The organism is Paenibacillus lacisediminis (assembly GCF_046567315.2).
The window spans coordinates 454,507-479,785 of the sequence record NZ_JBKIAX020000001.1 but is presented as its reverse complement, the minus strand read 5'-3'; the positions used below and the strand labels follow the sequence as shown (position 1 = coordinate 479,785).

The window sequence follows — 25,279 nt, the reverse complement described above, 5'->3', positions numbered from 1 at the left end:
GCAAGTATTGACTGTACAGTAGCTGTAGCCCTTAGAATGCAGTGGATTGATACTTTTTTCACATACTTTTGCGGAAAAAGCCGTCACCATTCTACTGTAACGGAGGGTTCTTATGTCAACAAGAATTTTGTTATGCGAAGCAATAAACCAAAAAGGGATGGCCCTTTTGGAGCGGCACGGATTCGAGGTCGTCGTTTCTCCTTCTACCGATGTGGATACCTTGAAAAAGCTAAGCCGGGATGTCTACGGCATCATTGTTCGTACAAGCCCTTTGCCGCGAGAAGTTATCGAATCCGCCTCGAATCTGTCCATCATCTCCCGTCACGGAATCGGCGTGGACAATATCGATGTGGATGCCGCCACTGAACGCGGTATCCTGGTCAGCAGAGTTTTGAATGCCAACGCTTACTCTGTGGCGGAGTACATTATAGCTTCCATGATGACGCTCGGAAGAAATTTGTTCCCTGCGGACCGGTTAATAAGAACGGGCAAGCTGTCGGAAGCGGGGGCTTCTTTGCCCGGATTGGTCAATCGCTATAAAGCGGGCGGCAGCGAAATCAAAGGCAAAAAACTGGGGATCATCGGGTTCGGAAGCATCGGCAGCATCATCGCCGAATTGGTGAAATCGCTGCACGTTTCGGTATATGTGTATGATGAATACGTAAAAACGGACAATCCGAACGTTATTCAAGTAAATACGGCCAAAGAATTATACGAGATTTCCGATTTCGTCACCATTAATGTGCCGCTTATGGAAACGACCAAAAATCTGGTAACCCTTGAGACGCTGAAACAAATGAAGCCTACGGCTTATTTGATTAATGCCAGCCGCGGTGGGATCGTCAACGAAGCCGACCTGGCGGAGGCGCTGAATCAGGACATGATTGCCGGCGCTGCCGTCGACGTGTACTCCGTTGAACCTCCGGAGCTGGACAACCCTCTATTTTCGGCTAAAAATGTCATTCTCACACCTCATATTGCGGGAACGACGGCCGAAGCTATTGAGAATCTTTCCGTCGGCTCCGCACAAGCAATTGTCGATTACCATCTTGGCAAAACGCCTGCTTACGTAGTCAATCAGGCAGTTCTGGAAAAGTAGGTGAACCCGTTGAAAAACCCAAATACCAAAAAAATTATCGGCGCGATTATCGGACTTGTGTTTGCCGTCGCGATTGCCCTCCTTCCTCCTTTTGAAGGACTGGACCAAAAGTCCATGATCGTGCTGGGAACGCTGGTTTGCGCCATCATTTTCTGGATTGCGGACGTCATGGCGGATTTTGCGGTGAGTCTGATCATGTGCGCTTCCTGGGTCGTTCTGGGCGTGGTTCCGTTTAACGATGCCTTTTCGCAATTTTCCGGAACCAGCTGGTGGATGGTCATTGGCGGTTTAGGCATCGGCATCGCGGTTAGCGGAACCGGGTTGATGAAGCGAATCGCCCTGCATGTCATGAAATTTTTCCCGACGACGTTCAAAGGGCAAAGTCTGGCCGTGTTATTGGCGGGCTTGATCGTTTCCCCCACCATTCCCAGCACCAATGCCAAAGGCTCGATTGCCGCACCGCTAAGCTTGTCGATCAGCGATACGATGGGATATGAAAGAAAGAGCAAAGCGAGCGCCGGCTTGTTTCTCTCCATGTTTTTCGGCTTCGTCTGCGCTTCTCCGATCTTTCTGAGCGCCACATTCATGAACTATGTCGGCAGAGGATTGTTGGACGAATCCGTTCAAAAACAACTGACTTGGGGGAACTGGTTCCTGTATGCTTTGCCGTGGTCGGTTGTCTTTATTGCCGGCAGCTATTTTGCCATTAAGCATTTCTTTGGGCCCAAGAACGATACAAAGCTGCCCGGCGATTTTCTTAAAAACCAGTTAAAAGAACTGGGCGCGATGAGCAAAAACGAGAAAATGACGGCTGTTATTTTGATCGGCACACTTATTTTGTGGATGCTGGAAAAAAGAACCGGTATTTCATCGGCCGTCATTGCCATACTCGCGGTTTCTATCCTTGTTGGCCTTAAGGTGATTACCGTCGCCGATTTCAAAAATAAAATACCTTGGAATGCCGTCATTTTTATCGGTTGCGCGTTGAATCTCGGGACCGTTCTTCCGAAAGTCGGCATCGATAAATGGATCGGCAGCACACTTACGCCCGTGATCGAACCGGTCCTGCAAAACCCCTATATTCTGGTAGTTGTATTGGCATTGCTGGTTTACGCCATTCGTTTCCTGCTGGTTTCTCTGTCTGCGGCGGTAACCATTTTCATCCTGATCGTGCTTCCGCTGCTGGCAAACACGGGGATCAATCCGTTCATTATTACATTTGCAACGATCACATCCGTCAATATCTGGATTTTGCAATACCAAAACCCGCCTTTCCTGACAACGTATTATGCCATAGACGGAAAAATGGCGACCGCTAAACAAACCATGCTAGGTTCGGTCATCTATATGGCGGTAAATATCGTCGGGCTGCTGATCAGCGTCCCGTTTTGGCAATGGCTGGGGCTGCTGGGGTAATGACAAATCGCGTAGGAGGGGGCGGTCAACCCCCGTCCTCTCACCTATAAATCCGGATCGCTTATTTCCAAAAAGCCCCTCCCTTGCCGCCAAAAATCCGCCCCCGAAAATACATGTTCTGTGCGATACTCGCATTCCCCATCCGTGTCTTCCAGACACTCCGCCCACGGAACACGTGACGAGCGCAGTCGGCCGGCATCCTTATTCCTTGTCCCCAATTCCAAATACCGGACCGTCGCCTCATTGGCGGGATTATTCCAGTTGTCCCAGCCCTCGGGGTGAATATGTTCACCCATCAGACAATGAATAAACACGGTTTGCGCATACTCCCGCCAAGGACGTCCCAAATATACCGAAGCTTTAGGAACGCCCTGTTCCCCTGTCAGAAAGCAATCGCGGAAGACATAACCGTGCTGCTGCCCCAGCGGCGTCGAGGCCGCCGTGATATAGCCAACGCCGCCGCCTTCATGAACGAGGCTGCGGATTTCGCAAGCCTCGAACACCGCCGTCGCCCCGCCGAAAATGAAATCGACCGTTCCTTCGATATAGCAGTTCTGGTAAAACTGGCGGTAATCGGCGTGTTGCTCCCTCAGCGGAATCCCGCCGAATGCGGCTCTTTCCCGCGGCGCCGGGGGGAGCGGGCCCGTGAACAGCGTATCCTGATGCCCTTTTAACGTACAGTTTCGGAACACCGTCTGATCGCAATGCGCATACACTGCCACCGCCTGGCCTATTCTTTCGCCCTGCCCGGCCGTATTCGAGATCGTCAGATTTTCCACAACGAGATGGCTGCCGCCCAAAAACAACGTCGGCGTAGCAAACGTCCCGATTTCCTCGCCGTGTTCATCCCGCTCTTTGGCATACCGGTTCATCGCGATTTCGACGTCCCCGATGCCGACAATGCGAAGATGGGAGCGGTAAATCACCACCTGTTCTTCATATCGTCCCGCCAAAATGTACAGGGTTTCCGGCTTCATGGAAGCATCCTGCTCCAGCGCTTCCACCGCTTCCCGGATCGTCCGGTAATCGCAAAACGATTCTTTTCCTACGAGCATGGTTTGCCAATCCCTCCGGTCAAATTATTCCGTCCCCTATCACCTGTTCTACCAATTTTTCCGGTTTGGCGGTATTTCTCGAGCGGCAATCCGTAATTTCCACGTCATCCCCGTTTTCAATGTAAAAAGCCGGGCCTTCATGGTTTTCAATCGTTACCCGGCTGAACCGCACGTCCCGCACATTGCCCAAATAGAACCCGCGCCGCGCCATGTCGCTGATGCCGGCCATCATCGCCGGGCGTCCGGGAATCGCGTCCTCCGCCAGCGAAATGTCGATGTTATCGAAAGTGATTTCGGAGATATACCGCTCCGCCAGACCGTACAGAAACCCGGCGGAAGCGTGAACCTGGCGCGCCGTGATCCCGGAAAAATGAATGCGCCGGAAGTTCGGCGTTTCTTCCGTCACGGGATACGGATTTTTATCCCAAACGTATTTATCCTTGCCGCGGGGTCCGCAGAAATAATAAAGATTCATAATAAACGGACAAATCACGTCTTCCATGACGATATTGCTGATCCGAATATCTTCGACGACACCTCCGCGGCCGCGCCGGGATTTCAGCCGGATGCCGCGGTCCGTTTGCTTGAAGACGCAATTCGATATCGTCACATTGCGGATATTTCCGCTCATTTCGCTGCCCAGCACGACCCCGCCATGCCCGTGCACCATCGTGCAGTTCACGATCGTAATATTTTCGCACGGAATCCGCTCTTTGGTATCCTCGGTGCCCGCCTTGATGGCGATACAGTCATCCCCTACATCGATATTGCAGTTGCTGATCCGCACATTCGTGCACGACTCCGGGTTGATGCCGTCCGTATTCGGCGAATCCGCGGGGTTCAGAATCGACACATTGTCGATCGTCACATCGTAGCAGCAAATCGGGTTCACCGTCCAACTGGGCGAGTTAACCAGCGTCACATCCCTGATCGTCACCCTCCGGCAGCGGTCAAAGCTGATCAGCTTCGGACGCGGAAACGCCAGCTCTTCCGGGCGGTTTCTGTGCTTATCCCACCACGGTTCCCCATTTCCGTCGAGACAGCCGCTTCCGGTCACGGACACGTTTTGAAGATCTTCCCCGTAAATGCAGGAGGCGTGAACCTTCCTTGTTACCCCTTCCCATCTGGACTCCACGACCGGATAATCATCCGGGTCCGTACTGAAGGATAACACCGCGCCAGGACTAAGCCGAAGTTCAATATTGCTTTTCATGAGTATGGCACCGGTCAGAAACGTGCCGGCCGGAACCACCACCGTGCCTCCCCCGGCTTCGCATGCGGCCGCAATGGCGGCTGTGATCGCTCCGGTTGCCAAAACCCCGCTGTCCCGGACCGCTCCATAATCGGTGATATTATACATGCACATTTTGTTTGTTCTCCGATCTGTTCAATAATGATTCCATTTCAACGCAAGCCATCACAAACGCGCCGACGCCGTGCAGATCATTTTTCACTTTAGGGCGCGTGACGTAGTTGTCGTAATCGCCGGCCGAAGTACCGATACAGATGTCCGGCAGCACCAGGCGGCCCTCTTCATCCCACTCCACGACGTGGGTCAGCCCTTCATACCCTTTTTGGGCGGCGCTTAAGGCTTCTTCACCGGCGATTCCCCGCTGCACCGCTTTGATGATGGTGTAGACAAACAGGCAGGACCCCGATGTTTCCAGCCAGTTGTCCGGACGATCGCCCTTGTCTACGACCTGGTACCATAGCCCACTCTCCCGGTCCTGATACCGGATCAAGGCATTTACGAACCCTTGCAAAGCGTTAACAAGTTCATTCCTCCCAGGCTCATGATCAGGCAGCAAATCGAGAAATTGCGCCAGGGCCAGGCCATACCAGCCGAGCGACCTGCTCCAAAATTCCGGAGAACATCCGGTTTGCGGATTCGCCCAGGGCATCCGGCGGCTCTCGTCCCAGGCATGATACAATAACCCGGTCCGGCCGTCCTTCATATGTTTGCGCATCAGCTTCTCCTGGCGTAGCACCTCTGCCCTGAGCCCCGTTTCCCCGAACGCATTTGCATATTTTAGCGAGAACACCCCCGCCATATAAAGCCCGTCAAGCCACATCTGATAAGGATATTTATCCTTATGCCAATAACCGCCTTCGGACGTTCTGTTCAAAGTCAGCAGCAAGTTTCTCAGCTTATCTGCCGCGATCCGGTATTTCGCCGCTCCGGTCCGTTCATACAGCTTAAACAGCAGCAGCCCCGCCTGCACGGCGTCCAGCTCATCCCTGGCAAAATAAAAATTGCCCTGCTCATCCACCAGATCATCCACATACTCCTGAATATACTGAATGTATCGCTCTTCCTGAACGGCTTCCCAAAGCAGTTCCATACCGCACAGGAAAACGCCTTGATGGTAATGCCAGCGGTGCGCCGGAGGCAAACTGCCGGCGGCATAGGTGTCCATCAGCGAATCGCTGGCCTTCCTCGCCCATTCTATCGGTGTGTCGGGACGATGAACTGTCATCTCCAAGCTCCTTTCCCTTCGGAATCATTTTACTCCCTTTGCCGCATCTCATTTTCTAGTTCATCCTATATAAACCCCTCAGCCTTTAATCGAACCGAGCATGGCCCCTTTGGCGAAGTGCTTCTGCAAAAACGGATAAACGAGCAGAATCGGCACCGTGGCGACCACGATAACCGCCATCTTGATCGTTTGATCCGGCGGCGGCACCGTACCATCCAAAGAGGAACTGTGATCGAGCCCGCTCGCCAGCACGACGATTTGCCGGAGAAGCACCTGGATCGGCCATTTCACGCTGTCATTCAAGTACAAAATCGCCGACATGTACGTATTCCAGTACGTCACCGCATAAAACAGGGAAATCGTTGCGATCGCGGGCATCGACAGCGGCAGCACGATTTTGAACAGGATGCCGAAGTCGCTGCAGCCATCGATTCTCGCCGATTCCTCCAGACCTTCCGGAATATTTTGAAAAAAGTTTTTTAATATGATCATATTAAAAGCGCTGATGGCCGACGGAACGATGAGCGAAGCATACGTATCGATCATCCCAAGCTCCTTCACGACCAAAAACGTAGGGATCAAGCCGCCGTTAAACAACATCGTAAATACGACCAGGAAATTGAGCGTTTTGCGGCCGTCGAGATCTTTGCGGGCCAGCGCGTAAGCCATCAGCGCCGTCAGCAGCATGCTGAACAGCGTACCGATCAAAGTAACGCCAACCGAAACGCCCATTGCCCTAAAAATCGTATTCGTCGAAAAAATAAATTTGTAAGCTTCCAAACTCCACACCTTCGGGATCAGCACAAATTTATTGGCCGCCAGCTCCGCGTTGGTCGTAAACGAACCGGCCACGACATGGATGAAGGGCAACACCGTAATAAGGGCAACAATGGCCAACAGCGTAAAATTAATGGCAGCGTATATTCTGCCGCTTATGGATCTGTCTTCTACCATATAGATTCCTCCCACGGCATCTATAAGAGTTACCTCGCTCGCTCTAATAGACGCCTTCTTCCCCGATTTTCTTGGCTACTTTGTTGACCAGCACGACCATGATCAGGCCGATCACGGATTTAAAGAACCCGATCGCCGTACTGTAGCTGTATTGCCCCTGCCGCAAGCCGGCGGTGTATACGTACGTATCGATAATTTCCGCAACCTGCCGGTTCATCGAATTCAGCAACAGGTAGACGTGCTCAAACCCGAGATCAAGAACGTGACCGATTTTCAAAATAAACAGCGTGATAATGACGCCCCGAATCGCCGGAAGCGTAATATGCCATACCTGGCGCATTCTGCCGGCTCCATCGATTCGCGCCGCTTCATACAGCCCCGGATCGATGGCCGCAATGGCCGCCAGATAAATAATCGTGCCCCAACCCGCTTCCCTCCAAATAACCTGGAGGATATACATCGGTCTGAACCAACTGGGATTCAGCAAAAAGTTGATTTTTTCAAATCCGAAATAAACCAGCAGTTCATTGATAATGCCGCCGTCCATCGTCACCATGACATAAGTAATCGAAACGATGATGACCCAGGACATGAAGTGCGGCAAATAGACAAGCGTCTGAAACAGCCGTTTGAAAAAATTGCCCCGCAGCTCGTTCAACATCAACGCTAAAATGATCGGCACCGGAAAATAAATGAACAGGTTGAGGGCAAACAAAACGATCGTGTTCATCAAAATGTTCGCGAAATCCGGTTCGGTAAACAGCCGCTTGAAATGCTCCATACCGACCCATTCACTGCCCGTGATTCCGTTATAAGGCTTGTAATCCTGAAAAGAAATGATCAGCCCGTACATCGGCAAATACTTGAAAATGATAAAATAAAGCACTCCCGGCAGCAGCATGACATACAGCCATTTGTTTCTCCACAGCCGCTTCTTGAGCTCACCGGTCTTGCGGCGGCTGCCTGGCTGGATCTTGGGAGTGACATTGGACGGAGCGGTCGCTTCCTGCATGTGTCTCTTCCTCTCTGCTTCTTAATTCATCCGAACAGGCTATTGAAATCATGACATCAACAGCCTGTTCGGCCTAAGTTTTACCTGGCAGCGTTATACTCCTCGATGATTTTCGAGCCGCCGCGGCTCTTCCAATCTTCCACCGCTTTTTCAAAGCCGGCCTTGTCGATTTGACCATAGATATATTGGTAAGTGGCATCCGTAATGATCTGCTGCAGCTCTACGCCCTTATCCGTATAGGTCTGCGAATCGAGAGCCGTCGTCGGGTCCGGCACGCCTACCTTCACATTTTCCTTGACCAATTCCTCAGCATGAATCCGGCCGGGCAGCGTATTGTAGCTTTCGTACATGCCGTTCGTTTCGAACTCGCCGATAACGCTGTCCTTGAACGGCTTCACTTCGCGCTCGATCAATTCCTTGTCTTCCGCGGCTTGTGCTTTTCCTTCCACTACTGTGTAATGCGTACCTTCGATACCCCAGTACATCAAATTGGCCACCTCAGGCGTCATCATCTTGTCAAAGAACGCCAAAATCTTCTTGAGCTCCGCTTCATCCTTCACAGCGGATTTTGGAAACAGTACGATATTGTTATAGCCCGGAATCATCCATTGGGCGAATTTTCCGTCCGGTCCGGCAACCATGCTATGCGTGTCCAGCACGGCATCCGGAACGTTTTTGATCAAATCCTTGTTGAGCGAATCGATATCCTGCATGGACCCGCCAATATATAGTCCGGCCTTGCCGCTGGTGAACATATTGACGGCATCGGTTTTGCTCGTGGCCGCGAAATCCTGGTTAATGTAACCGTTGTCACGAAGCTTTTTGAAAAAGTCCATCGTATCCAGATATTGCGGGAACGTGAACTCCGGCTGGAGCTGACCGTCCTTCTCGCCCCAGTTGTTCGGCGTGCCGAACCAGGAGGATACCGTTTTGAAGGCCCCGTATACCAGTTCGTTCCGGTCGGCGACCCCCGTCGTATCCTTCTGGCCGTTGCCATCCGGGTCCTGTTCGGTAAACGCTTTGGCCATTTCGAACAATTCGTCCACATTGGCCGGCGCGGAAAGCCCTAGTTTATCCGCCCAGTCTTTGCGGTAAATGATGCCTTGGCGGGCAAGCGGTCTGCCGATGTAAAGCGAGTACAGCTTGCCGTCCACTTTCGTGTTGTCAAGAATTTCCGGCTTCAATTTGTTCAGATTCGGGAATTCGCTCAAATAAGGGCCGATTTCCCAGAACTGCCCGTCCTTGATCGCCTCTTTCATTTGAATGAACGTAGTCTGATTTTTGAGGTAAGTCACTTGCGGCAAAGAGCCTGTTGCAAACGCGGTATTCAGCTTTTCCTCATAAGTGTCCGCCGGGAAAAACTGATACGTCAGCTTTGTGTTCGTCAGTTTCTCGAGTTCGGTTTTGATCGTGTCTGGAGGGGTCTCGGATGTATTCAATGGAAGCATGATCGTGATTTCCGTCGGTTTGTCCGCCCCTGCGGGTTTGTTCTCTCCGTTCGCCGCGGTGGACGAACCGGGTTCAGTCGCGGCTGCGCCGCCTCCATTGTTACCGCTTCCACAACCGACCAGCATGACGCTAAGCGATAGAAGTGCGATTAACAAGAGGGTGAAAGGCTTTTTTTTCATACCGTTTTGACCTCCAATGAAATGTAATTGGTTACAACTTCACAGTACATTCCGCCGGAGCATTCCGGAAACAATCATTTCCTCATAATGGCCGCCGTACAGGGAATATCTGAAATAATGATTATCGTGGTAATGAACGAAAGCCCCGATTATACTCGGACCCCTTTACGATCAGTACGATGAATATGTTCTTGCGCACGATGCGTTGCTTCTCGTACAGCTTCAGATTCATACTTTTGAACCATCCTACTACGGCCAGCTCTCATGGCCGAAGCAATCTCTTCTTCGGACAGTGTCTTCCCGGCTTTTTGGGCTGCTTCGTTGATCAAGAGCATAGAAGATCCCTTGTAAAACGTGCCGGTGGCATGATCTCTAAACCGGGCAAGCAACTCGACTGCTTTGCTGCGATTCCGCTCAAACATGGAAGCATGGAAACGTCAACGATGAAGAGGGCGTCACGATTCGCCGAGGTCAGCGAATCTACCTTTTGCACTGTAGCCGTTTCGAGCAGTGTCACAAATCAACACCAGGTGCGGGGGCTGTCTAGGGTTCGTGTCTTGGTATCTTGGTGTTCCTGCCTGCTGCTTGCCTTTGCACGATTATCCCTTTCGTTCAGAGAGCAAGGGGGGGCAAGGGGCAAGAGTTCAAAAAAAAGAGAGGAGAAAAGAGATGAGGAAAAATGTGGCAGGTGAGATTTTCGGCTTGATAAGGGAACGCACGTTTGGTATAATGAAATAAATCGAACATATGTACGTGAATTCTTGATACGGGGGCGAGCGAACATGGGGGTCAATGCGGGAACGGAACTTCAACCATTCACCAGCCGTTATAACAGCGAGCAGGCCTGCATGGAGGCGCTGATCGCGATGAAGTGGCCGAACGGCTTCGTCTGCCCGCGCTGCGCTCACACCCGGTGCAGTCGTTTGACCTCCCGGCATATCCCCTTGTTCGAGTGCGGAAAGTGCAAGCATCAAACGTCGGCTTTGGTCGGCACGATTTTTGAACGAACGCATCTGCCCCTGCTCAAGTGGTTCGAGGCCCTGGATTTATTCCTGCTTGAGGGCGGCATCTCGGCGATGCGGCTGAGCCAGGTGATCCGGGTCACCTACAAAACCGCCTGGTTGATGCTGCACAAAATACGCCATGCCGTCGGGGAATTCGATGCCCGGGAGCTGCTCTGCGGAGACGTGAAGGTGAACAGCGATCTGTATGGGTGTAATCCGTCCCGGTGTCAGTTTTCACATCCGTATGCCTCGGCGGTCATAGCGGGATGCACGGTCAAGGAATCGGGCGAGCCGGAGCAGGTCAAAATCCGCCTGGTACCGCATAAAAGAGGAGACGGACAAAGAGCAAACCGTCACGAACTCGCTGTGTTCATCAACGGGCATGTAGATGTCCGTACATCGGCGGTGCAGTCGTTTCCTCTAGCCTATCGGCTGTATGCGCCTTTGCGGAAAGTGGTGAGAGAGGCGTGGGAATCGTTGAAGAGTACATATATAGCCTTGGGACTGAAGCATCTGCAGGCGTATCTCAACGAGTACACCGTACGCCGCCGGCTGCGCCTGCCCGGAGCGGAAGAAACGATGTGGCAGAAGTTGCTGCGCATGTGTGTGCCGATTCCGGCAATCCCTTACCGCCGGCTGATCGCGCGCCAACCGAACCAGCCCCTTGCAACTGCGGCCTGATCGAGACTCTGGAACGGTGGGGAAGTTTGATGCAGATCAACTTAATGGGTAGGGGTTAGCTTAATGCGGATCAACTTGATTGGTGCGAGCTAGCATGAACGGTGTGGGCGTTGCTATCTCGAGCCTGTCTGCTTCTCCACCAAATATTTTCTTCTCCCGAGCTTGTCTGTTTCTCTGCTAACCTGATCAAACGGGATAATCGTGCAAGGCGTCCGGACAGTTAGTGTTGATCTGCCGCCCACCCCACTTCCCTATCCTCAAGCTTTCAACAAAAGACACCTCTTTTGTCTGATCGTAGAAGCTCGTCACTCTCGCTTTACCAAACGAAGCAGTGTTTTTCTATTTTGCCAGCCGTCTATCTTAATTCTTTGAAAACCTTCAGTTCAAGGGATCAATCAATTTCCACATAGTGTCACCTGCAGGGGGGCAAAATCGCCGCCATCGAAGGATGTGAAACATAGTAAAAAGACCTTAAGTTCCGCCGTCAAGCGGAAGCTAAGGTCTTTGTTAAATCTATTGGCTGTTTTACTTCTGAATGATTTGAATAAGGTTGCCGCAGGTATCGTCGAAGATGGCTATTGTAACATCGCCCATTTTTGTCGGCTCCATAGTAAACTTCACGCCGTTATCCAATAATCTTTTGTACTCATTATGAATATCATCAACGCCAAACATGGTTACTGGGATGCCATCGGCAACTAACTTCTTTTGATACTCTTTGGCGGCAGGATGGTCATTGGGTTCGAGCAAAAGCTCGGTACCGTCTTGATCATCCGGAGAAACAAGCGTGATCCACCTAAATTCTCCGGCGGGAACGTCATGCTTTTTTACAAAACCCAGCGTGTCTGTATAAAACGCCAATGCCTTGTCTTGATCTTGAACGAATACACTGGTAACAATAATTTTCATCATGTTTTTGCCTCCTTTGATATTTGCAACGTTGGTGCTCTACTAACAATCTGGCTCCCATCTGAAAAAACCATACATAATCATTTTACTCCCTTGCCTGCAAGGGAAGCCTCGAATTCCTTGATGATCATTTCCCCGCCGCTCAGTTTCCAGCGCTCGATTTCCTGCCGGAAGCCTTCGGCATCGATGTTGCCGAGGATGTAATTGTATGTGGCATCCGCGATAATCGCCGAAAGTTCGGCGTTTTTTTCATCAAAGGTCAGCGAACTGAGCTGAACGGTCGGATCCTCAACCAGAAACGATTCATTGTCTTTGCTGAGCTGTTCCGCAATGTAGGTCAGATGTTCTTTTTTGGCGACCTCCATAATATTTTTGTTGCTGATGTCGGCAATCAGCAGGGAATACAGCGGGTTCACCTCATACACCCGAAGCTGTGAAGTTTCTTCCGGAAGGACCACTTTCCCGTTTTCCGTATAATAGTGTCTCCCCTCAAATCCATACATCATCAGATTGGCGACATCCTTGTCCATGGTCCGGTCAAAAAAGCCCAGCACTTCCCGCAGTTCTTGCTCCGTAGGGATCGCCTTTTTGGAAAACAAATAAAGACCGTTATAATTCGGAATCGACCATACCTTGTATCCGTACGGACCTTTGATCCGGTTGACCAGGGTAAATTCGGCGTCCGGATGGATCGCCCTGGCTTCAATGGACAGCCGCTGAACATCGGTCATACTCCCGATAAATACGCCCGCCTCGCCACGAATGAACTTGTCGCGCTGAATTTCTTTGCTCGTGAGCGGAAAATCCTGATTGATCAGCTTCTCATCGTACAGCTTTTTCATAAAATTCATCGTATCCATGTATTCGTCCGTCATGAATTCCGGAATGACATGGCCGGCTTCAATTTTCCAATTGTTTGGCGTTCCGAAATAAGAACTTAACGTCTTGAAGATGCCGTACACGAGATCATTGCGGTCCACAACGCCCAGCGTGTCCTGCTTTCCGTTACCGTCCGGATCATTATACGTAAATTGTCTCATCACCTCATACAGGTCCTCCAGTGTCTGCGGTTCTTTTAATTGGAGGTTGTCAAGCCAATCCTTGCGTAGAATCACCCCTTGTCGCGAAGAGGGACGTTCGGTATATAGTCCGTATATTTTTCCGTCCACCGTGGTCTGGTCAAATATTTCCCTGTCAAGCTTGCGCAGGTTCGGAAACTCCTCCAAAAACGGCCCGATTTCCCAGAAAACGTTCGAGCGAATCGCATTTTTAACCAGATTGTAATCGGAAAATTTCACAAAACTGACTTTGGCCAATGAATTGGTCGTCAGCCCGGTCATCATCTTGTCGGTATAAACACCCTCCGGTACCCAGCGAAGGTCAAGCTGAACGCCGGCCAGCCGCTCGATTTCCGCAACAACATCCTTGGAAGGCGGCTGAGGAAAATGCAGCGGCGCCAAAATCGAAATATACGGGCGGTCTTCGCCGGCTGCCGCGCGTTTCGCGTCCCGGTTTATACAGCCGCCAAGCAAGGAAACGGCGATCAGGCAAATGGCGAACGTATACAACATGCTTTTTACCCCGCGGATTCTTCTGAACAATTGGTAGTTCCCCCCTAAAAATTCGCAAAATGAAACAAAATGATTATTGCCCCACAAGATGATTATTGTAATTATCTGTAAAACATCATACACTTGATTATAGCCGTAATTCATCACATAAGGTCAGGTGCTGATATTGGTGAAACCATTAAGCTTTTTGAGCAAACTAATGATTTTTACGATCGTTGTCAGTACGCTTCCCGTGCTGTTTATCGGCACCTTTTCCTATTTGACCTCAACTAGGGAAATCCAAAAAAATGTAAACCAAAGCAAAATTGAACTGATTTCACAAATTAACTCAAATGTAGAACGTAAATTGACGACTGTCAATCAAACTTTAAATCAAGTGGTTAACTCGACCGTACTTAGAAGGACACTTAACAACCCGTTAGGTGAAAGCGATTTCAAATTATACAACGATTTGCGCAACGAAATCCGCAACATGCAGTCCTTCGATACGAAGCTGGAAGACGTCATTTTGATCAACATGCAGCAGAATTGGATGGTGAAAAATTCGGGCCTCTACCGGCTGGACGAGTATAAGGATCACGAGCGGCTCGAAAGGCTGATGGATACGCCCGACAGTACCTCGTGGATTTTAACCCCGTCGGCGTGGTTTTACAGCGAGGAAAACATCAATTCCGCACCGTGCAGCTACAGCGTCAGCCTGATCAAGAAGCTTCCGGTCTCCAAGCTGCACAAATACGGGCTGGCTCTGGCGAATATTCCCGCTTGCAGCCTGCAGGACAGTATCACAACGGATGTGCAGCCGCTGGACAGCATTATCGTGGTGGACGAACACCAGCAGATTTTGATGCATCCCGATCCGTCGTTTATCGGCAGCCCGCTCGGAGAGACCGGTTTTGCCGATGTATCCCTAATTGCGGACGAAGCCAAGCTCTCCGGGCAATTTCAAACTTTGATCGGCAAAAAGGATTTTTCCGTTACTTATTTGCGCTCTCAATTGAACGGCTGGGTATACCTGTCGGTGACCTCGATCGGGAGTTTGACCAAGGAATCCAGCAAAATCGGGCAGTATACCTTTTATGTATGTCTGCTCATGCTCATCTTGTCCATTTTGCTGGCTTGGTTCGGCTCGCGCCGGATGTATTCGCCGATCGAACGGCTCCTTAACCAGATGGGCCGGCGAAAAACCGAGGTCCGCCAGAGGCACACCAGCGAATTCGAAATGATCGGCGAAGAGTTCCACCAATTATTTCAGTCGAAATCCCGGCTCGAAACGGAGATTCGCCAGCATATCAGACAGGTTCGCACCTTTTCCTTGATCCAAGCTTTCCAGGGGAAATACAAAAAGCGCGAACTTCTCGAAAAACTCGAACAATACGGTTACAAAGATCATATCGAGGAATGGCAAACGATGGCGGTCGTCACGATGGCGATCGATTATTCGGACGATTCGGCCTACGAGAAAAAGGATCTCAACCTGCTGCTGTTCGCCGCGCAAAATATGATCGAGGAACTGGTGGAGCCTTATAGCAGGTTCGCTCCCGTCATGATGGAACAAACCATCGTCACTTTGATCGGAAGCGCAGACGGAAATGCCGGAACCTTTCACCGGACCGTTTATGCCTTAACCGAAAAACTGCAGTATGAAATCGGTCAGTGCCTAAAATTGCAGGTCAGCATTGGTCTAAGCTTGCCTTTCCAATCCATTCACAAAATTTCACTCGCTTACCGGGAAGGGATTGAAGCGCTGAAATACCGGATAAAACTGGGCACCGGAGTGATTATCCAATACGAGAACATCAACTCCGGCAAACATGTGCTGAATTTGAACTACCCGACTCACAAAGAAAACGACCTGATGGACGCGATCAAGCTGGCTGAACCGGGCAGAGCCAAGGAACTTACCGGGTTGCTGTTTAAATCCTTGTTCGCCCAGGAGCTCTCGCCGCATGAGTATCAAATTCCGCTGACTCGCTTGCTGAACAATTTGCTGATTATGATGCAGGAATCGGGGATTTCCCTGCAGCAGATCCATTATGCAAACAGCTCGTTGTTTGAGGAAATGCTCGACCTTCACACGAAAGCGGAAATCGAGGACTGGTTCTGGACCACGGTCATCCATCCGCTGATCAAAATTTTCAACAGCAGGCAAAACGCGCAGTATCACAATATTTCGGAAAAAATCATCGATTTGATCCAGCACCATTACGACACCGACCTGACCTTGGAGGAATGCGCCTCCCGTCTCCATTACAATGCGAACTACATCAGCAGCATTTTCCGCAAGGAGACGCAGTACTCTTTTAGTGAATATCTCACGATGTACCGGTTCAAAATGGCCAAAAAGTGGCTGAGGGAAACGGGTATGCCGGTCAAGGATATCGCGGCGAAGCTCCGGTACAACAACTCGCAGAACTTCATCCGTTCCTTCCGTAAAGTGGAGGGCATGACGCCGGGACAATACCGCGACACCGCCGCTTCACATGGGTCCGGCAAGGTGCGGGAATCGATTTAGGGCGAAACAAGAAAAGCGCAGCGGGCTGCCCCTTCTGCGCTTTCAGCTTAGTCAGTTTTCAAAGTTAGGCGTTATTCACTTGAATCGGCTCTACCTTTTTCATCAGGAACAGATAGTTCACAATCGCAATTACGATTAGCAGCGCGGAGAAAATCAGCGCCGGTACGAAGGAGCCCGTGCTGGCTACGATGAAACCGGTAATGATCGGGCCAACGACACCGCCCATGTTGGAGACGGAGTTTTGCATCCCCGCTACAACGGAGGTCATGTTTTTCGGAGCCACATCGCCCGGAAGCGCCCATACCTGGGATGCAGCCACCGTTGTGCCGGACTTGGCGATACACAGCAGCACCACGGCGAGAACGGCAGACTCGGCAAATGCGGCAAAACCGATGCAGGCCGCCATCAGGAGGCCAATAACCAGAAAGAGCTTGCGTGTTGCGGTCAAGGATAGCTTTCCGCTCGCGTAAATCCGGTCGGATAACCAGCCTGCGGCGACCTCTACAACCATCGCACACAGCAGCGGCAGTGAGGCCACGAACCCCATTTCGATCAGATTCATGCCCCGCTCCTTGACCAGATACGTAGGAAGCCATGTAATGAAGAAGTAGGAGTTATAGTTGATCATGAAGAACCCGATACACATGGCCCAAATATTTCTGTGCTTCAGCAAATGGTACCATTTCATCGGCTGCTTGCTGTCAGCGCCCTCTTTTTTGGTCTGGCCTTCGCGGATGTGCTGCAGCTCCGCTTCATTAACTCCCTTGTGCTCCTCCGGGGTTTCCTTGAAATAGAGGAGCCAGATGATGCCCCATATGACGCCGAGCACCCCGATAATGACAAAGGTCATTTTCCAGCCGTACATGGCGATCAGCCAGACGATCAGCGGCATGGCAATGGCCCCGCCAAACTTGGAACCGCTGTCAAAAATGCCGGATACGGTCGCTCTTTCCTTGTCCGGGAACCATTTGGACGCTATTCCCGCATTGCTCGGATAAGCCGCCGCTTCCCCGACGCCCAAGGCGACCCGGAAGCCGAGCAGTGACTTGAAGCCTGTCGCAAGTCCGGTCACCGCCGTCGCCAGCGACCACCAGATTACGGCGAAGCCAAGCGTCTTCTTTTGGCCGAAACGGTCGGCAAACCAGCCGGCCGGAATCTGCAGCAGCGCATAGGACCAGAAGAAGCCGGACAGGATAATGCCCATTTGCGCTTCGCTTAACGAGAACTCATCCGTCAGAAATGGAGCGGCAGCCGAAAGCACCGTGCGGTCAATATAGTTAATGGCAATCGCCGCCCACATCAGAAAGGCAATGACCCAGCGGACTTTGGACTTTTTGCGGACAGGTTTTGATTCGGTGGCAGTTGTCAGTTCATTAGCTTGCATTTTGTCAAACCTCCCTGTTCCCAAGTCGGGATACAATGTTAAAAATAATTACAGCCCGTTCACCACGTGCTGCGGTGCCTTCTCATGGACAATGACGTCCACAATATTGCGGACACAGGTCATGCCAAGCGTGTTTACCGCACCATCTGTATACCCTGCGATATGCGGAGCGGCGATAAAGTTCGGCAGCGCGAACAGCGGGTGCCCGGTCAGCGGTTCCTGCTCGAATACGTCCAGCGCGGCACCTGCGATCCTTTTCTCCTTCAAAGCCTGATACAGTGCCTCCTCATTGACGATGCCGCCTCTGGATGCGTTTACCAGGAAGGCGTTTTCTTTCATTAGAGAGAATTGGTCCGCTCCAATCAAATTGCGAGTTTGTTCGATCAGTGGCATATGCAGCGTAATGAAGTCGCTTTCTCTTAGCAGCTCTTCCAGCCCGACCAGACGCACCTTCCACTGCTCCGCAAACTTATGGTCAGGGAACGGATCATACGCAAGCAGGCTCATATCAAATCCGCCCGCCCTGCGCGCCACCTCTTTCCCGATGCTGCCCAGTCCAATGATGCCCAGCGTCTTGCCGTAAACGTCCGTACCGAAAATTTTCGGCCACTCGCCTGCCTTGGTGCCCTGGTCGGCCGCCGGAATCTGCCTGGCAAGCGCCAGCATCAGCCCGAAAGCAAAATCCGCGACTGCATGTTTATTGGCGTTCGGAACGTTGGTCACCCAAACTTGGCGCTCCTTGGCCGCTTCCAGATCGATGTTATCGACACCTACGCCGTGTTTACATACAATTTTCAGGCTCGGAATCCGCTCAAGTACATGTCCGTTAATCGTATTAAAAGCAACGATGGCCGCGGCTGCCCCCTGAGCCTCCCTGATAAAATCCTCTTCCCCGACATCAGCAGGCAGATGGACCAGTTCAAGGCCATGCTGCTCCAGGTATCGGAACGGTTCATCCGAATATTTACCGAACGACGGCGATGTGGAAACTACTTTCATCCTGACTTGCCTCCTTTATCTCAGCTTATACACGCTTTGGCGCCAGCTCGGCAGCGGAACGGATGGCGGCCAGCAGGCTTGCTTCATCCGCCTTGTTCTGTCCGGCAATATCAAACGCTGTCCCATGGTCCACCGAGGTGCGGATAACGCCGCCTTTCAGGCCCACCGTAATGTTCACGCCTTCCTCCAGGCCCAGCACCTTGATCGGAATATGGCCCTGGTCATGGTAGCAGGCCACTACGATATCGAAATCGCCGCGTACGGCCCGGAAAAACACCGTATCTCCCGGCAGCGGGCCTTCCACGTTGATGCCTTCCGCCCGCGCTTTTTCGATGCCCGGTACAAGCTGCTTTTCCTCTTCGCCGTTGCCGAACAGACCCTTCTCGCCCGCATGCGGGTTAATGCCGCAGACGGCGATGCGCGGGCTCTCGTATCCGGCGCGCTTGAGCGTTTCATCAGCCAGTGCGATCACCTTATAAGTCCGTTCCGGTGTGATGGACTGAATGGCTTCAATCAGCCCCTGATGTGTCGTTAGATGAATCACCTTCAGCTTGGGCGAGGACAGCATCATGGAATAGTCTTCCGTCCCGGTCAAATCCGCCAAAATCTCCGTATGCCCAGGATAGCGGTGGCCGCCCATATGCAAGGCTTCTTTGTTCAGCGGAGCTGTACAGATCGCCTGAATTTCTCCGGCTTTGGCCAGCTCGACCGACCGCTTCAAGAACTGGAATGCTGCATCTCCCGCAGCCGCCGAAAGCTGGCCGAAGGGCAGATCCTCCGGCAGCAGATTTTGATCCAGACAATCGATCGTTCCCGGTTCGAACCGGCATTCCTGAATGGAATGCACGGGGCTCAGCACCAGATCAGAGCCCGTCACGCCTAAGGCCCTTTTCATGATCTTGGCGTCCCCAAGCACAACCGGCCGGCACTGCGCATATACTTCCCGATGTCCTAACGCCTTCACGATAATCTCCGGTCCGACGCCCGCCGCGTCGCCCATCGTAATCCCGATAATTGGTTTCATTATGCCCCTCCTCCTTGCAGTTTCAGCACCGCTTTCTCCATTACAGCTTCCGAGCCGAAGTTGCCCGCCTTGGTCACTGCAAAAATATCTTGTTCTCCGGAAAGCTTACCAAGCGGTATGCCGTTCTCCACCTCCGACAGCAGCCGGAATTCATGCAGGTTCAGCCTTTGGAATACCTGATGCGCCGTGTCTCCTCCGGTCAGGAACAGATGCTGCAGGCCGTGCCTGCGCACCAGCTCTGCGGCGCATTTCCCCAGCGCCTGCGATATCCGGTTGCTGATCTCCACTGCGCCAAAGCCGAACCGCTGCCCGGCCCTTCTTGTTTCCTCCACTTTATCCGACGAAAATAACACCACATGCCTGTTTTTTCCCAAGGCATCATCCGCCAGCCGCCGCAGCCTCTCCAGTTCGGCCTCCATAGCCGCTTCGCCGCTGATCACCCGAACTGCGTTCATTTCGATGCCCGTCACCCCGGTCACCTGCAGCACCCGCTCCAGCTGCCTGCGGCCAGCCGGGCTTACGCTGCCGACCACCAGCAGGACAGGCTTTTCCGATCTCGGCAAAGCCTCCTCGGTATGCACGCGGGACAAGCCGTAGGCCTGGGGCAGATACCGGATCAGCCCGGATGAGCCGGCCCAAATGACCGAATAGGATAGCGGCGCGATATGCTTCACGATCGCCTCCATGTGGGCTTCCGTTGCGGAATCCGCGACGATATAAGCAATCTGCTGTTCCTTGAACGCAGCCATCCGGGCTGCGATATGCTCCGTTCCTTGCTCCAGATCGGCTCTGGACAGATGTCCCACCTTCCGCTGCGCCTGATCGCTGATCAGCTTGACCAGCCGCGCTTCCTTCACCGGTGTCTTGGGATCATGAGCAGCTTCCGTTTCATGCAGCTTTATGCCGTTCACATAATGAATCCCGTCGACCACCTGCCGCCCATTCCCGATATAAGCTGGAGCAATGATGACAAAATCCGGTGCAAACACGTCATATACCGCGTTGAGCTCCTGCCCTACGTTCCCGCGCATGGTGGAATCCATTTTTTTGTACAGCACGTCAAAGGGCTCATTGCGGATTTGCCGGCATGCTTCCTGAACCGTCCGGTAGGCTTCTTCCCCGGACAGGGCCCTGCTGTCCGTATTGAGGATCACCGCTTCGTTCGGGAGCGGACTTGGCTCCCGCCGCCCTAGGACAACCGACACCTGCAGGCCGTAATGGACGAGCTGTCCCCCGCAATCACTGGCGCCTGTCAGGTCGTCGGCAATGACTGCTATCCTCATGCCATCACCTTCAGATGCTTTGCGGGAGCAGCTTGCGGTAGATCACTTTCATCTCTTCCACGCTGACCGGCTTCGGATTGTTGTTCAGCAGCCGGGTAACCTTCGCGGCGGAGAGGGACAACTCCTCGACATCTTCCTCGGATACGCCGTACTGCTGCAGATTTTGCGGGATGTTCAGTTCCTGTGTCCATTCGGCAATGCGCCGGATGACGGCCTCCGCGGCTTGCTGCTCGGACAGCCCGTTCACATCCAGGCCCATCGCCGCGCCGGCGAGCGCCAGGCGGGGAGCCGCCGCGTCCATGTTGAATTCCATCACATGCGGCAGCAGCATGGAATTCGCCACCCCGTGCGCTATCTTGAATTTGCCGCCAAGCGGATAGGCCAGGGCATGCACCGCTGCCGTTCCGGCACTGGTTAGCGCCATGCCGCCGTACATTGAGCCAAGCAGCATGTTCTCTCTGGCCTCGATGGATGAACCGTGATGATATGCCTCAAGAATGCTGGAGGATATCAGGCGGATCGACTCCAGTGCAAACATATCGCTGAGCGGATTCGCCTTGTTGGAAATCAAGGATTCAAGCGAATGCGTAAAGGCGTCCATCCCGGTGGCGGCGGTTACCGCCTGCGGCAGACCAAGCGTTACCATCGGATCAAGGATGACAAGCTGCGGCAGCAGATAGGGGCTGACCACCCCGATTTTCAGCTCTTCCTCCGGAATCGTCACAATCGCATTTGGTGTCACCTCGGCGCCGGTTCCCGAGGTCGTAGGGATAAGCACCGTTGGAATGCCCGCCTGTTTGATCAGGTTCGTGCCCAGGAAGCCGCGGATCGAGCCGCCGTTGGCCGGCAGCACGGACAATATTTTGGCCGCGTCCAGCACGCTGCCGCCGCCGATGCCGATAATGACATCACAACTCGCACCCGCTGCACCCAATGTTTTTTGATATACCTCTTCAATGTTTTCCAGCGTTGGCTCCGGCAAAACATCCAGCGTCACCCGCGCCTGAATGCCCTTCTCCGTGAGCTGCTTCAGCAAGCCGTCCAGGATGCCGGAGCTTTGGATAAACGGCTGCGCCACAACCAAAGCGCTGCGGATTCCGGCAGCCACCGAGTCCAAATGCTCGCCTAAAGTGTGAAGACTATCTCTGCCGGCGATGATTTTGCCCGCGGTCTGAAACTGATACAAAACCTGCATCGTTAACTCTCCTTCCCATTATCTGTATCTAATGTTTATCTCAGCATGTAGCTGCTGACCATCTCCTGTACAATCGCCAGGGCCTCGCCGGACAGCTCGCTGACCGGCAGTTTCGGCGGACCGACAGGAATGCCGGACAATTCCACCGCTTTCTTCAGTACGGACGGCAAGGTGCCGTATTTGAACGTATCGCGCAGCGGATTCAGCAGGTCCTGGGCCTTCTGCGCTGCTTCGAGATCCCCCTTGAGCCAGTTCTGGTAAATGGACACGACGACCTCAGGCAGCATGTTGGCCGTAGCCGCCACCGCTCCGCTGCCTCCGGCGTTTAACGTCTGCAGAATCAGGGAATCGGTGCCTGCCAGCACGGAAAAATCTTCGCCTTGCGTGGCCTGAATATACTGCTGAATATTCTCAAACTTGCCGCTGCTGTCTTTAATGGCGACAATATTGGGGATTTTGGCCAGCCGCGCCACCGTATCCGCTTCCAAATGAACGCCTGTGCGTGAAGGAATGTTGTACAGGAGTACCGGCAGTGAAGTGGATTCGGCGATTTTGGCAAAATGGACGTACAACTCCTCCTGTGTAGGAGCGATAAAAAACGGGGTAATGACCGACAAAGCATCTGCGCCAAGCTCTTCCATTTTCTTCGATAGTCCAATGACGTCCGCGGTCGCGTTACCTCCGCTGCCCATGATAACGGGAACTGCGCCGTTCACCTCATCCACGACAATTTGAGTCAGCTTCAGCTTCTCCTGTTCATCCAACAGATGAAACTCCCCGTTCGTTCCGAGGGCAAACACACCGTTAACACCTGCATCGATCATCCGCCGCGTGAGCTGGCGGGCAACCTGCTCATTCACTTGCTGCTCTTTTGTCAAAGGAGTCAGCATGGCGGGAATAATGCCTTTGAATTCCATGGTTAAGCCTCCTATATTCATTTGTTCCTGTTTCAGAATTGAACTGTTTTCATATACAAGCGCTTTCAAATGTGATTATAGTCCTGAATGTTCAATTAAACAACACCTTTTGATAAAATGTTCAAATTAAAAACAACATGTTTCATTATGAAACATGTTGTTTTGTTTAGCTAGTTACTTTATTTTCCTCCACAGCGTGGTGCGGCTGATGCCCAGCCGTTCGGCGGTTTTCACCTGGTTCATGCCTTCCTCCAGCAACACCTGCTCTATAATCCGCTGCTCAATTTCCTCCAGCGTTCCACTGAGATCAACGTCAGGTTTCCCGTATTCGGTCCGCATCCGTCTGGTGGACAACACCGCGCTGATTTCCTCCTGCTCAACGTACAAGCCTTTGGCAAGCAGCACGGCTTCTTCGATCACCTGCCGCAGCTGATGGATATTGCCGCGCCATTCAAACCGTTCAAGCTCCTCTCTCGCCTCATCTCTGAGCCCGACCACCTGCTTGCCGTACTTGGCATTATATTCGTTGATGTACAGCAGAGAGAGGCCTTCAATATCCTCCTTGCGTTCCCTCAGCGAAGGCAGCGGCAGCGTGACTTCCGCCAGCCTGTAATACAGCTCCGCGCTGAATCCGCCGCTCTCGGTCCGCTCCAAAATATCCTCCCTGGAGGACACAATCCATTGAAAAGCAGGCGTTTGCTTGTCCAAATAGTCCGCCAATCTCTTCTGCTCAGCTTCACCAAGGGTGTCAATGTCGCGCAAAAATACAGTGCCGCGCCCAAGACTGCCAAGCAGTTCCTCATTCCGCTCCTCGTTCAGCAGCGTGTCCCACAGATCCTGTGAAACCAGCCCGCATTCGATTTTCAGAAACGGCCGCTGCCCTCTTTCGCCGCCAAAATGAATAAACTGAGCCAGCAGCTCCTTGCCCGTCCCTTTTTCCCCGGAAATCCAGACGGAAAGCTCCTGATCGCGATAGCTCTGCGCTTTGTCCAGCGCATGTCTCATCCTGCTGTTATGGCTGACGATGTTGCCGGCCACCTGCGCCGCGCGAAAGCCAGCTTCTGCCGGTACAAGGGAAACCCCTCGCAGCCTGATCTCATCCCGGCTTTTGCCGCCAGTGACCCGCAATACCGCCAATGGTCCATCCGGGCCCGGCAGCATGTAACCGCTGACCCGCCAGATTTGCTCCGCCTGCTCCAGCATGGTATGGAACGTCCCCTCCGTTAGGATCTCGCGGACGATACGCCCTATTTTTTCTGAATCCATAAAAGGGGCAATCTCCCGGTTGAAATACGGATTGCCAAACACCTGCCGCTGCTCGCGGTCATAAACAGTCACCCCCGCCTGCTCTGCCGCAAGCACCTGGTGGGCCATGCCGTATTCCCGTTTGCACGCTTCAAACAGCGCATGCCACTTCCGCGCCTGCTGGAATGAACGCAGCACGCTCTCTTTGCCTGAGGTCAGCAGAAAACCGATCAAACCGAGCTTTTCCGCTTCCTTGACGGTAATGACGTCCCCGACGATAATCTGATACCCCTGCTCCAGCAGCTCCTGCAGCACCTGGCCAACCCCGGATTCATCCTGGACCGTGTAGGAGGAAATTTTCATATCCAGCACCTCGCACACCGCCGCCGCACCGGCGACCACCTGGGCAAAGCCAACAATCGCCACCTTGCCGGGATATCCTTTGGCCAGCGTCAACACCCTCAGCATATCGTAGCCGGACACTTCAATCTCAATGACAGGAATGGCGACCCTGGACTGGATCAGCTTGGCCGTGCCACCGCGGCTGATAATGATATCCGTCCCGTTGCGCGCCGCTTCCTCGGCATATTTTAACCCCTGCTGCAAATCCCCGGTTTCCACCCTCAGCTCCATATCCTGGCCTTCCGCCAAGCTGAGAATCATTTCCTTTAGTCCTTCATACGGCGCAATCGCCAGTACCTTCACGTCCATCATCCTCTGTTTCAAAGATAAACATTTCTTAGTTACACTATAAACAAGATGAACGTACTGTTTCAATAACTTACAGTCAAACGCGCAACAATTCAGAAAAACCTCGCCGCTGGCGAGGTCCTTTGCCGTTTAATCGTTTAATCCCATACCTTGGATGCGCGGGAGGGTCTAACGGACACCAGCGACCTTATCCGCCCATTTCC

Annotated in this window: 19 protein-coding genes and 1 pseudogene; 4 read left to right on the top strand and 16 right to left on the bottom strand. The window is 52.6% G+C overall.

The genetic code is table 11. From position 1 onward, the window contains the following. The first annotated feature begins 112 nt into the window (after positions 1–112). On the top strand, positions 113–1,099 hold the full coding sequence (locus ACLD72_RS02035) for a hydroxyacid dehydrogenase (protein ID WP_410998320.1): 987 nt from the start codon (positions 113–115) through the stop codon (positions 1,097–1,099). Between the two features lie 9 nt (positions 1,100–1,108). Then, entirely contained in the window at positions 1,109–2,515 is a 1,407-nt protein-coding gene (locus ACLD72_RS02030; protein ID WP_410998322.1) for an SLC13 family permease, read from the top strand. A 44-nt stretch (positions 2,516–2,559) separates the two neighbouring features. Here ACLD72_RS02030 and ACLD72_RS02025 read toward each other — a convergent pair whose 3' ends face one another. From ACLD72_RS02025 to ACLD72_RS01995, 7 genes and pseudogenes are all read right to left on the bottom strand, one after another. Further along, entirely contained in the window at positions 2,560–3,570 is a 1,011-nt protein-coding gene (locus tag ACLD72_RS02025) for a pectinesterase family protein (RefSeq protein ID WP_410998324.1), read from the bottom strand. Positions 3,571–3,589: 19 nt separating this feature from the next. Then, positions 3,590–4,936 carry a glycoside hydrolase family 28 protein gene (locus ACLD72_RS02020; protein ID WP_410998326.1) on the bottom strand — a complete coding sequence of 449 codons (1,347 nt, stop codon included), beginning with the start codon at positions 4,934–4,936 and terminating at the stop codon, positions 3,590–3,592. After that, positions 4,923–6,047, bottom strand: a complete 1,125-nt coding sequence (locus tag ACLD72_RS02015) for a glycoside hydrolase family 105 protein (protein ID WP_410998328.1) — start codon at positions 6,045–6,047, stop codon at positions 4,923–4,925. Before ACLD72_RS02015 ends, ACLD72_RS02020 begins: the two co-directional genes overlap by 14 nt. 78 nt (positions 6,048–6,125) lie before the next feature. Further along, a complete protein-coding gene (locus ACLD72_RS02010; RefSeq protein ID WP_251589289.1) occupies positions 6,126–7,001 on the bottom strand; it encodes a carbohydrate ABC transporter permease in 876 nt (291 codons plus the stop codon). Between the two features lie 43 nt (positions 7,002–7,044). Beyond that, a complete protein-coding gene (locus ACLD72_RS02005; RefSeq protein ID WP_410998330.1) occupies positions 7,045–8,013 on the bottom strand; it encodes an ABC transporter permease in 969 nt (322 codons plus the stop codon). Positions 8,014–8,093: 80 nt separating this feature from the next. Continuing rightward, positions 8,094–9,641: an extracellular solute-binding protein gene (locus ACLD72_RS02000; RefSeq protein ID WP_410998332.1), complete on the bottom strand. Its 1,548-nt coding sequence runs from the start codon at positions 9,639–9,641 to the stop codon at positions 8,094–8,096. A 329-nt stretch (positions 9,642–9,970) separates the two neighbouring features. Further along, positions 9,971–10,161 (bottom strand): annotated as a pseudogene (locus ACLD72_RS01995) (IS4 family transposase); the annotation flags it as partial. A 262-nt stretch (positions 10,162–10,423) separates the two neighbouring features. Here ACLD72_RS01995 and ACLD72_RS01990 point away from each other — a divergent pair. Continuing rightward, entirely contained in the window at positions 10,424–11,326 is a 903-nt protein-coding gene (locus ACLD72_RS01990; RefSeq protein WP_458475502.1) for a transposase, read from the top strand. 525 nt (positions 11,327–11,851) lie between these two features. Here the strand turns inward: ACLD72_RS01990 and ACLD72_RS01985 are convergent. Both ACLD72_RS01985 and ACLD72_RS01980 read right to left on the bottom strand, forming a co-directional pair. Continuing rightward, positions 11,852–12,235 (bottom strand): VOC family protein, encoded by a 384-nt coding sequence (locus tag ACLD72_RS01985; RefSeq protein ID WP_411003797.1) that lies wholly within the window; start codon positions 12,233–12,235, stop codon positions 11,852–11,854. Positions 12,236–12,315: 80 nt separating this feature from the next. After that, positions 12,316–13,836, bottom strand: coding sequence for an extracellular solute-binding protein (locus ACLD72_RS01980; protein WP_411003779.1), 1,521 nt, complete (start codon positions 13,834–13,836; stop codon positions 12,316–12,318). A 157-nt stretch (positions 13,837–13,993) separates the two neighbouring features. Here ACLD72_RS01980 and ACLD72_RS01975 point away from each other — a divergent pair, with 157 nt between their 5' ends. Continuing rightward, positions 13,994–16,318, top strand: a complete 2,325-nt coding sequence (locus ACLD72_RS01975; RefSeq protein WP_458475501.1) for an AraC family transcriptional regulator — start codon at positions 13,994–13,996, stop codon at positions 16,316–16,318. A 64-nt stretch (positions 16,319–16,382) separates the two neighbouring features. On the opposite strand, the gene ACLD72_RS01970 is transcribed toward ACLD72_RS01975, so the two are convergent. From ACLD72_RS01970 to ACLD72_RS01940, 7 genes are all read right to left on the bottom strand, one after another. After that, the gene (locus ACLD72_RS01970; RefSeq protein WP_411003781.1) at positions 16,383–17,702 is read right to left on the bottom strand and encodes an MFS transporter; all 1,320 of its coding nucleotides are present in this window, start codon (positions 17,700–17,702) and stop codon (positions 16,383–16,385) included. A gap of 48 nt (positions 17,703–17,750) precedes the next feature. Then, the gene (locus tag ACLD72_RS01965; protein ID WP_411003782.1) at positions 17,751–18,701 is read right to left on the bottom strand and encodes a phosphoglycerate dehydrogenase; all 951 of its coding nucleotides are present in this window, start codon (positions 18,699–18,701) and stop codon (positions 17,751–17,753) included. A gap of 25 nt (positions 18,702–18,726) precedes the next feature. After that, a complete protein-coding gene (gene pdxA, locus ACLD72_RS01960) occupies positions 18,727–19,725 on the bottom strand; it encodes a 4-hydroxythreonine-4-phosphate dehydrogenase PdxA (RefSeq protein WP_411003783.1) in 999 nt (332 codons plus the stop codon). Continuing rightward, positions 19,725–21,008, bottom strand: a complete 1,284-nt coding sequence (locus tag ACLD72_RS01955; RefSeq protein ID WP_411003784.1) for a four-carbon acid sugar kinase family protein — start codon at positions 21,006–21,008, stop codon at positions 19,725–19,727. The genes pdxA and ACLD72_RS01955 overlap by 1 nt, the downstream gene beginning before the upstream one ends. 10 nt (positions 21,009–21,018) lie before the next feature. Continuing rightward, on the bottom strand, positions 21,019–22,203 hold the full coding sequence (locus tag ACLD72_RS01950; RefSeq protein ID WP_411003785.1) for an iron-containing alcohol dehydrogenase: 1,185 nt from the start codon (positions 22,201–22,203) through the stop codon (positions 21,019–21,021). A gap of 35 nt (positions 22,204–22,238) precedes the next feature. Beyond that, positions 22,239–23,120, bottom strand: a complete 882-nt coding sequence (dapA, locus tag ACLD72_RS01945) for a 4-hydroxy-tetrahydrodipicolinate synthase (protein ID WP_411003798.1) — start codon at positions 23,118–23,120, stop codon at positions 22,239–22,241. 174 nt (positions 23,121–23,294) lie between these two features. Beyond that, positions 23,295–25,070 (bottom strand): PrpR N-terminal domain-containing protein, encoded by a 1,776-nt coding sequence (locus ACLD72_RS01940; protein WP_411003786.1) that lies wholly within the window; start codon positions 25,068–25,070, stop codon positions 23,295–23,297. Positions 25,071–25,279 lie beyond the last annotated feature (209 nt).

Excerpts from the sequence above, each read along its gene's own strand:
- ACLD72_RS02035 (WP_410998320.1), top strand. The coding sequence starts at position 113 with ATGTCAACAAGAATTTTGTTATGCGAAGCAATAAACCAAAAAGGGATG.
- ACLD72_RS02025 (WP_410998324.1), bottom strand. The coding sequence starts at position 3,570 with ATGCTCGTAGGAAAAGAATCGTTTTGCGATTACCGGACGATCCGGGAA.
- ACLD72_RS02020 (WP_410998326.1), bottom strand. The coding sequence starts at position 4,936 with ATGTGCATGTATAATATCACCGATTATGGAGCGGTCCGGGACAGCGGG.
- ACLD72_RS02015 (WP_410998328.1), bottom strand. The coding sequence starts at position 6,047 with ATGACAGTTCATCGTCCCGACACACCGATAGAATGGGCGAGGAAGGCC.
- ACLD72_RS02010 (WP_251589289.1), bottom strand. The coding sequence starts at position 7,001 with ATGGTAGAAGACAGATCCATAAGCGGCAGAATATACGCTGCCATTAAT.
- ACLD72_RS02005 (WP_410998330.1), bottom strand. The coding sequence starts at position 8,013 with ATGCAGGAAGCGACCGCTCCGTCCAATGTCACTCCCAAGATCCAGCCA.
- ACLD72_RS02000 (WP_410998332.1), bottom strand. The coding sequence starts at position 9,641 with ATGAAAAAAAAGCCTTTCACCCTCTTGTTAATCGCACTTCTATCGCTT.
- ACLD72_RS01990 (WP_458475502.1), top strand. The coding sequence starts at position 10,424 with ATGGGGGTCAATGCGGGAACGGAACTTCAACCATTCACCAGCCGTTAT.
- ACLD72_RS01985 (WP_411003797.1), bottom strand. The coding sequence starts at position 12,235 with ATGAAAATTATTGTTACCAGTGTATTCGTTCAAGATCAAGACAAGGCA.
- ACLD72_RS01970 (WP_411003781.1), bottom strand. The coding sequence starts at position 17,702 with ATGCAAGCTAATGAACTGACAACTGCCACCGAATCAAAACCTGTCCGC.
- ACLD72_RS01965 (WP_411003782.1), bottom strand. The coding sequence starts at position 18,701 with ATGAAAGTAGTTTCCACATCGCCGTCGTTCGGTAAATATTCGGATGAA.
- pdxA (WP_411003783.1), bottom strand. The coding sequence starts at position 19,725 with ATGAAACCAATTATCGGGATTACGATGGGCGACGCGGCGGGCGTCGGA.
- ACLD72_RS01955 (WP_411003784.1), bottom strand. The coding sequence starts at position 21,008 with ATGAGGATAGCAGTCATTGCCGACGACCTGACAGGCGCCAGTGATTGC.
- ACLD72_RS01950 (WP_411003785.1), bottom strand. The coding sequence starts at position 22,203 with ATGCAGGTTTTGTATCAGTTTCAGACCGCGGGCAAAATCATCGCCGGC.
- dapA (WP_411003798.1), bottom strand. The coding sequence starts at position 23,120 with ATGGAATTCAAAGGCATTATTCCCGCCATGCTGACTCCTTTGACAAAA.